We start from the raw sequence: 7,297 nt of genomic DNA, 5'->3' as shown, positions 1-7,297 counted from the left end.
GGGTGGTGTGCATGGGGCGGGATTGTGCGCGTGCGCGGAGGGGCTCAGGCTGCCAGTGTCGCGGCGGCACCGGCCTGGGCCGGGGCCCGGGCCAGGATGTTGCGGGCGCGGCCCATGAACACCGCGCTCAGCGCGCCGTAGGCGGCGCTGACCGCGATGGCGAAGTCCGCCGTCTGTGCCAACTGGGGCTGCATCGACAGCGTCACGCCCACGGCGTACTTGAGCACGAAGATGGCCATCATCAGCGCCAGGGGCAGCCAGCTGCCGGGGACATGGAAGCCCTGCTGTGCCGGCACATAGCGTGCCGCGCCGGGCCAGCCGCTGCCACGCACCAGCCGGTAGCTCAGCACAAAGCTGCCCGCCCAGGCGAGGGCCACGCCGCTGTGCCAACCAAAGGCCGACAAGGTACCCCAGACACCCAAGCCGACAAAGGCCAGCGGCAGCAGGCGCAGCCGGCCTTCCGAAACCTGCTGCGTGCGGGTCTGGCTCAGGCCAAGCGCCAGCAGCGCTGCGAGCAGGCCCCAGACCCAGGCGGGCGTGTGTTGGACGATCATCATCAGTGCGTTCATGGCGGGCTCCTGGTTGGTATGGAGCGAACTGTGCCCACCAGGGAGCGAACGGCCGAGCGCGCTGCGACCAAGCGCAGCCGGCTGGCGCCAGCGGTTGCCTAGCGGCGCCGGTTGCTGCTGCCGCCCAGCAGGCTGCCGAGCACGCCGCGGATGATCTCGCGGCCCACCGCCGAGCCGATCGAGCGCATGGCCGAGCGCGCGGCCGATTCGGCCAGCCCTTCCTTGCGGCCGCCGCGCGGGCCGGTGCTGCCGAACAGCACGTCCTTGAGCGCGCCACCGAGGCCGCCGCCCTCGTCCGCAGGGGCGGGCGCCGGGGGCTGGCCGTGGTTCACCGCGCGCGTGGCCTCGTCGGCCAGGCTGCCGCCGGCCGGTGCCGGCGCCGCGGCGGCACCGGCCACGCGGCCGCTGAGCTTCTCGTAGGCCGACTCGCGGTCCACCGTCTTCTCGTACACGCCGGCCACCAGCGAGGCCTGCAGCAGGGCCTGGCGCTGCGCCGCGGTGATGGGGCCGATCTGACTGCCGGGCGGCAGCACATAGACGCGCTCGGTGATGCTGGGCCGACCCTTCTCGTCCAGGAGGCTCACCAGGGCCTCGCCCACCGCCAGCTCGCCGATCGCCGTGGCGATGTCCAGCCCCGGCTTGGCGCGCATGGTGTCGGCCGCGGCCTTGACGGCCTTCTGGTCGCGCGGGGTGAAGGCGCGCAGCGCATGCTGCACCCGGTTGCCCAGCTGGCCCAGCACCGCGTCGGGAATGTCCAGCGGGTTCTGGGTCACGAAATAGACACCCACGCCCTTGGAGCGCACCAGGCGCACCACCAGCTCGATGCGTTCCACCAGCGCCGCGGGCGCCTCCTTGAAGAGCAGGTGAGCCTCGTCGAAGAAGAACACCAGCTTGGGTTTGTCCAGGTCGCCGACCTCGGGCAGGGTCTCGAACAGCTCGGACAGCATCCACAGCAGGAAGCTCGCGTACAGGCGCGGCGCGGCCATCAGCTTGTCGGCGGCGAGGATGTTGACCACGCCGGCGCCACCATCGGTCTGCATGAAGTCAGCGATGTTCAGCATCGGTTCGCCGAAGAACTGGTCGCCGCCCTGGGCCTCGATCTGCAGCAGGCCGCGCTGGATCGCGCCCACCGAGGCGGCGCTGACATTGCCGTACTGGGTGGTGTAGTCGCTCGCATGCTCGCCCACATGCTGCAGCATGGCGCGCAGGTCCTTCAGGTCCAGCAGGGCCAGGCCGTTATCGTCGGCGATCTTGAAGACCATCTGCAACACGCCCTGCTGGGTCTCGTTGAGCGCCAGCATGCGCGCCAGCAGCAGCGGGCCCATGTCGCAGACGGTGGCGCGCACTGGGTGGCCCTGCTCGCCGAACACGTCCCACAAGGTGGTGGGGCAGGCCAGCGGGGCGGAGGGCTCGAGGCCGCGCTCCTTCAGGATGGCCAGCAGCTTGTCGCTGGGCTTGCCGGCCTGCGAGATGCCGGTGAGGTCGCCCTTCACGTCGGCCAGGAACACCGGCACGCCGATGCGGCTGAATTCCTCGGCCAGCTTCTGCAGGCTGATGGTCTTGCCGGTGCCGGTGGCGCCGGTGATGAGGCCGTGGCGATTGGCGAGCGCGGGCAGCAGCTGGCACTCGATCTGGTCGTGGCGTGCCAGCAGGATGGGGTCGGCCATGCGGTGGGTCTCCGGTGCAAAAAGGGCGCGCCCTGGGGCGGCGGCTAAAATCGCAGTCTATCCAACAAGATTGAATGCGGCGGACCGTTCGGCGGGCGCCCGCATTCGCCAGCACGCGCAGGAGCATCAAGGCAATGGCAGGGCATTCCAAATGGGCCAATATCCAGCATCGCAAGGGCCGTCAGGACGAGAAGCGCGGCAAGATCTGGACCCGCATCATCCGTGAGATCACGGTGGCGGCACGGGCCGGTGGCCCCGATCTGAGCGCCAACCCGCGCCTGCGCCTGGCGATCGAAAAGGCCAAGGCCGCCAATATGCCGGCCGACCGCATCAAGTACAACGTCGACAAGGCCTCGGGCAATCTCGACGGCGTGAGCTACGAGGAAATCCGCTACGAAGGCTACGGCATCGGCGGCGCGGCCATCATGATCGACACCATGACGGACAACAAGGTCCGTACCGTGGCCGAGGTGCGCCATGCCTTCAGCAAGTACGGCGGCAATATGGGCACCGACGGCTCGGTGTCCTTCCAGTTCAAGCATTGCGGCCTGTTCCTGTTCGCCCCCGGCACCTCGGAAGACAAGCTGATGGAAGTGGCGCTGGAAGCCGGCGCCGACGATGTGGTGAGCGGCGAAGACGGCTCGATCGAGGTGCTGAGCTCGCCGGCCGCCTACGAAGGCGTGAAGGCGGCGCTGGAAGCCGCCGGCCTGGTGCCCGAGCTGTCCGAGGTGACGATGCGCGCCGACAACACCATCGAGTTGACCGGTGAAGACGCCGTCCGCATGCAGAAGCTGCTGGACGTGCTGGAAGACCTGGATGACACGCAAGAGGTCTATCACAACGCCAGCCTGGGTGAATGAAAGTCAGCGAATGAAAGTATTGGTGCTTGGCAACGGCGGCCGTGAACATGCCCTGGCCTGGAAGCTGGCCCAGGGCGAGCGGGTCAGCCAGGTTTTCGTGGCCCCCGGCAATGGCGGCACGGCGCGCGACGCGCGCCTGAAGAACATCCCCATCACCGACGTGAAGGCGCTGGCGGACTTCGCCCAGGCCGAGAAGATCACGCTCACCGTGGTGGGCCCCGAGGCCTATCTGGCGGCTGGCGTGGTGGACGAGTTCCGCGCGCGCGGCCTGCGCATCTTCGGCCCCACCAAGGCGGCCGCGCAGCTGGAGTCGTCCAAGGCCTATGCCAAGGACTTCATGCAGCGCCACGGCATTCCCACCGCGGCCTACGAGACCTTCAGCGATGCCGCGGCGGCGCATGCCTATGTGGATGCCCAGGGTGCGCCCATCGTCATCAAGGCCGATGGCCTGGCCGCCGGCAAGGGCGTGGTGGTGGCGATGACGCTGGCCGAGGCGCATGAGGCGATCGACTGGATCCTGGCCGACAACAAACTCGGCGTGGTGCACAACGAAGGCGGCGCGCGCGTCGTCATCGAGCAGTTCCTGCAGGGCGAGGAAGCCAGCTTCATCGTGCTGTGCGACGGCAAGAACGTGGTCTCGCTGGCCACCAGCCAGGACCACAAGCGCCTGCTCGACAAGGACGAGGGCCCCAACACCGGCGGCATGGGCGCCTACTCGCCCGCGCCGGTGGTAACGCCCAATGTGCATGCCAAGGCAATGCACGAGATCATCATGCCCACCATCCATGGCATGGCGCGCGATGGCCATCCCTTCACCGGCTTCCTCTACGCCGGCCTGATGATCGATGCTAGCGGCCAACCGCGCACGGTGGAGTTCAACACCCGCATGGGCGACCCCGAGACCCAGCCCATCATGATGCGGCTGAAGAGCGATCTGTTCGAGGTGCTGATGCACGCCACCGACGGCACGCTGGACCAGGTCGAGCTGCAGTGGGATCGCCGCGTGGCGCTGGGCGTGGTGATGGCCGCGGGCGGCTATCCGCTCAATCCGCGCAAGGGCGATGCCATCACCGGCCTGCCGGCGGATGCCGAGGACGCGATGGTGTTCCATGCCGGCACCATCGAGCAGGACGGTCAGCTGCTCACCAACGGCGGGCGTGTGCTCTGCGTCACCGCGCTGGGCGAGTCGGTGCGCAACGCCCAGCAGCTGGCCTACGACACCCTCACCAGCATCCAGTTCGAGGGCAAGCAGTACCGCCAGGACATCGGCTACCGGGCGGTGAAGCGTTGAGCCCTCGAGAGCCCATGAAGCTGCCTCCGCGTGTCCTGACCGGTGCCATGCCGGTGCATGCGCGCGGCAGCAAGCTGGCGCGCGGCCTGCTGAAACTGGCCGGCTGGGAGCTCGCCTTTGACGGCCTGCCGGGCAAGCAGGGCGTCATCATGGCCTACCCGCACACCTCCAACTGGGACTTCGTGCTGGGCCTGCTGGCCAAATGGGCCTTCGGCTTGAACGTCAAGTTCTGGGGCAAGGACAGCCTGTTCCGCGTGCCCCTGTTCGGCGCCTGGGTGCGCTGGCTGGGCGGCGTGCCGGTGAACCGCAGCAGCGCTTCCGGCCTGGTGGCCGACACGGTGGCGCGCGTCCGCACGGCCCAGGCGGCCGACGAGGAGTTCTGGCTGGCGCTGGCGCCCGAGGGCACGCGCGCCTATGTGGATGGCTGGCGCTCCGGCGCCTACCATGTGGCGGTGCAGGCCGGCGTGCCGGTGGGCCTGGCCTATTTCGATTTCGGCCGCAAGCGCGTGGGCCTGACCTGCTTTGTGCAACTCAGCGGCGACCCGGCGCAAGACCTGGCCCTGTTCGCCGATTACCTGGCCAGCTGCCGCGGCAAGCGGCCCGAACTGGCCAGCCCGGTGAGGCTCAAGACATGAACACAGAACTCGTGCGCGACTACCTGCTGGGTCTGCAGCAGCGCATCATCAGCGGGCTGGAGCGCCTGGATGGCCAACCCTTCATCACCGATGGCTGGCAGCGCGAGCCGGGCGGCCGCCTGGAGGGCGATGGCCTGACGCGCCTGATCGAGATGGGCGGCCTGTTCGAGCGTGGCGGCTGCAATTTCTCGCACGTCAAGGGTCGGGTCTTGCCCCCCTCGGCCACCCAGCACCGGCCCGAGCTGGCCGGCGCGCCCTTCGAGGCGATGGGCGTCTCGCTGGTGCTGCATCCGCACAACCCCTTCGTGCCGACCGTGCACATGAATGTGCGCATGTTCGCGGCCCTGCCGGCCGATCGCGAGCCGGTGGTGTGGTTTGGCGGCGGCATGGACCTCACGCCCTACTACGGCTTCGAGCGCGATGCGCAGCATTTCCACCGCACCTGCCGCAGCGCGCTGGAGCCGCATGGCCCCGAGCTCTACCCGCGCTTCAAGAGCTGGTGCGACGAGTACTTCTTCCTGAAGCACCGCAACGAGCCGCGCGGCATCGGCGGGGTGTTCTTCGATGACTATGCCGAGGGTGGCTTCGACGCGGCCTTCGGCATGATGCAGTCGGTGGGCGATGCCTTCCTGCCGGCCTATGGCCCCATCGTCGAGCGCCGCCAGGGCCTGGCCTATGGCGAGCGCGAGCGCGACTTCCAGGCCTACCGGCGCGGGCGCTATGTCGAATTCAATCTTGTGTTCGACCGCGGCACGCTGTTCGGCCTGCAGTCGGGCGGGCGCACCGAGTCCATCCTGATGTCGATGCCGCCGCTGGTGAAGTGGCGCTATGACTGGAAGCCCGAGGAGGGCACACCCGAAGCCAGGCTGTACAGCGATTTCCTGCGCCCGCGCGACTGGGCCGACGAGACGGCCACCCATCTATGGCTTTGAGCGCCCGGCGCATCGGGCTGTTCGGCGGCAGCTTCGATCCCGTTCATCTGGCGCATCTGGCCCTGGCGCGCAGCGCGCTGCGGCAGCTGGGCCTGGACGGGTTGCGCTGGGTGCCGGCGGGGCGGCCCTGGCAGAAGGCGCAGCGGCAGCTGAGCGCGGCCGAGCATCGCGCCGCCATGGTGGCGCTGCTGCTGGAGGGCGAGCCGCGTTTCGAGCTGGACCGCAGCGAGCTCGATCGCGACGGCCCCAGCTACACGATAGACACGGTGCGGGCCTGGTTGGCGAGCGAGCCGGGCATCACGCCGGTGCTGATCCTCGGCCAGGACCAGTACGCGAGATTGCCCACCTGGCACCAATGGCGCGAGCTGCTGGGCCTGGTGGAGTTGGCGGTGGCGGCGAGGGCGGGTCAAGAAATCCGTGCCGCGGCCGAAGTCGAGTTGGTGGCCCACCGCATGCAGCGGCTGGACATGCCGGCCATGGATATTTCATCCACCCTCGTGCGCGAGCAAGTCTTGCGTGGCGGGGATATCAAGCCCATGGTGGGCGAGAGGGTTGCGGGGTATATTGCCCAGCACCATCTTTACAGCGAGTACTGAATGGACATTCGTAAACTGCAACGTGCCATCGTCGATGGTCTGGAAGACGTCAAGGCCCAGAACATCGTGGTGTTCAACACCGAGCATATGTCGCCGCTGTTCGAGCGCGTCATCATCGCCTCGGGCACCAGCAACCGGCAGACCAAGGCGCTGGCTTCCAGCGTGCGGGAGACGGTCAAGGGCCGTGGCCTGCAGGTGATGCGCACGGAAGGCGAAGACAACGGCGAATGGATCATCGTGGACTGCGGCGCCGCCGTCGTGCATGTGATGCAGCCGGCCATCCGCGAGTACTACCACCTGGAAGAGATCTGGGGCGAGAAGCCCGTCAAGCTCAAGCTGGGCAGCAGCGAGACCAAGCTGGTGAAGGCCTCGGAGGACGAGACCGCGCCGGCGAAGAAGGCCGCGGCCAAGAAGCCCGCGGCGAAGAAGACGGCTGCGGTCAAGGCGCCCGCCAAGACTGCTAGCAAGACCGCTACCAAGGCGCCGGCCAAGCCCGCCGCCAAGGCAGCGGCCAAAACGCCTGCCAAGGCGCCGACCAAAGCGCCGGCCAAGAAGGTCGCCGCCAAGAAGGCCGTCAGCCGCACCGTGGGCGTGAAGGCCGTCACGGCGCCCGCCACCAAGACCATCAAGGTCGGCGTGAACGGCAAGAAGCCGGCCGCCAAGAAGGCCGCACCTAAGGTCAGCAGCGCCCGCCCTGCGGCCAAAGCTGCGCCCAAGCGACCCGCCGGCCGCAGCAAGGCCTAAGCA

General features: G+C 68.5%; 8 protein-coding genes. 6 read left to right on the top strand and 2 right to left on the bottom strand.

Annotated elements, in window-relative coordinates:
* Positions 1–44: 44 nt before the first annotated feature.
* Both AC3WQY_RS08185 and AC3WQY_RS08180 read right to left on the bottom strand, forming a co-directional pair.
* Complete coding sequence (locus tag AC3WQY_RS08185; protein WP_492707322.1) at positions 45–569, bottom strand: DUF6622 family protein; 525 nt, start codon at positions 567–569, stop codon at positions 45–47.
* Between the two features lie 98 nt (positions 570–667).
* The gene (locus tag AC3WQY_RS08180) at positions 668–2,236 is read right to left on the bottom strand and encodes a helicase HerA-like C-terminal domain-containing protein (RefSeq protein ID WP_492707320.1); all 1,569 of its coding nucleotides are present in this window, start codon (positions 2,234–2,236) and stop codon (positions 668–670) included.
* A 134-nt stretch (positions 2,237–2,370) separates the two neighbouring features.
* On the opposite strand from AC3WQY_RS08180, the gene AC3WQY_RS08175 reads away from it, so the two are divergent.
* From AC3WQY_RS08175 to rsfS, 6 genes are read left to right on the top strand one after another with little or no spacing between them, the layout of a single operon-like run.
* The gene (locus tag AC3WQY_RS08175; protein WP_285231436.1) at positions 2,371–3,096 is read left to right on the top strand and encodes a YebC/PmpR family DNA-binding transcriptional regulator; all 726 of its coding nucleotides are present in this window, start codon (positions 2,371–2,373) and stop codon (positions 3,094–3,096) included.
* Between the two features lie 10 nt (positions 3,097–3,106).
* Positions 3,107–4,387, top strand: coding sequence for a phosphoribosylamine--glycine ligase (gene purD, locus AC3WQY_RS08170; RefSeq protein ID WP_285231437.1), 1,281 nt, complete (start codon positions 3,107–3,109; stop codon positions 4,385–4,387).
* 14 nt (positions 4,388–4,401) lie between these two features.
* Positions 4,402–5,022, top strand: a complete 621-nt coding sequence (locus AC3WQY_RS08165; protein WP_492707318.1) for a 1-acyl-sn-glycerol-3-phosphate acyltransferase — start codon at positions 4,402–4,404, stop codon at positions 5,020–5,022.
* On the top strand, positions 5,019–5,954 hold the full coding sequence (gene hemF / locus AC3WQY_RS08160; RefSeq protein ID WP_492707316.1) for an oxygen-dependent coproporphyrinogen oxidase: 936 nt from the start codon (positions 5,019–5,021) through the stop codon (positions 5,952–5,954). The genes AC3WQY_RS08165 and hemF overlap by 4 nt, the downstream gene beginning before the upstream one ends.
* Positions 5,945–6,550: a nicotinate-nucleotide adenylyltransferase gene (nadD, locus tag AC3WQY_RS08155; protein WP_285231440.1), complete on the top strand. Its 606-nt coding sequence runs from the start codon at positions 5,945–5,947 to the stop codon at positions 6,548–6,550. Before hemF ends, nadD begins: the two co-directional genes overlap by 10 nt.
* Positions 6,551–7,294 (top strand): ribosome silencing factor, encoded by a 744-nt coding sequence (gene rsfS / locus AC3WQY_RS08150; protein ID WP_492707313.1) that lies wholly within the window; start codon positions 6,551–6,553, stop codon positions 7,292–7,294. It abuts the gene before it with no gap.
* Positions 7,295–7,297: the final 3 nt, after the last annotated feature.

The organism is Roseateles sp. FW301-B2 (assembly GCF_058788955.1).
This window is presented reverse-complemented; position numbering and strand designations above follow the sequence as displayed.

What these genes read in the sequence shown, in the direction of transcription:
- nadD (WP_285231440.1), top strand. Translation starts at nt 5,945, where the DNA reads ATGGCTTTGAGCGCCCGGCGCATCGGGCTGTTCGGCGGCAGCTTCGAT.
- AC3WQY_RS08175 (WP_285231436.1), top strand. Translation starts at nt 2,371, where the DNA reads ATGGCAGGGCATTCCAAATGGGCCAATATCCAGCATCGCAAGGGCCGT.
- purD (WP_285231437.1), top strand. Translation starts at nt 3,107, where the DNA reads ATGAAAGTATTGGTGCTTGGCAACGGCGGCCGTGAACATGCCCTGGCC.
- AC3WQY_RS08185 (WP_492707322.1), bottom strand. Translation starts at nt 569, where the DNA reads ATGAACGCACTGATGATGATCGTCCAACACACGCCCGCCTGGGTCTGG.
- AC3WQY_RS08165 (WP_492707318.1), top strand. Translation starts at nt 4,402, where the DNA reads ATGAAGCTGCCTCCGCGTGTCCTGACCGGTGCCATGCCGGTGCATGCG.
- rsfS (WP_492707313.1), top strand. Translation starts at nt 6,551, where the DNA reads ATGGACATTCGTAAACTGCAACGTGCCATCGTCGATGGTCTGGAAGAC.
- AC3WQY_RS08180 (WP_492707320.1), bottom strand. Translation starts at nt 2,236, where the DNA reads ATGGCCGACCCCATCCTGCTGGCACGCCACGACCAGATCGAGTGCCAG.
- hemF (WP_492707316.1), top strand. Translation starts at nt 5,019, where the DNA reads ATGAACACAGAACTCGTGCGCGACTACCTGCTGGGTCTGCAGCAGCGC.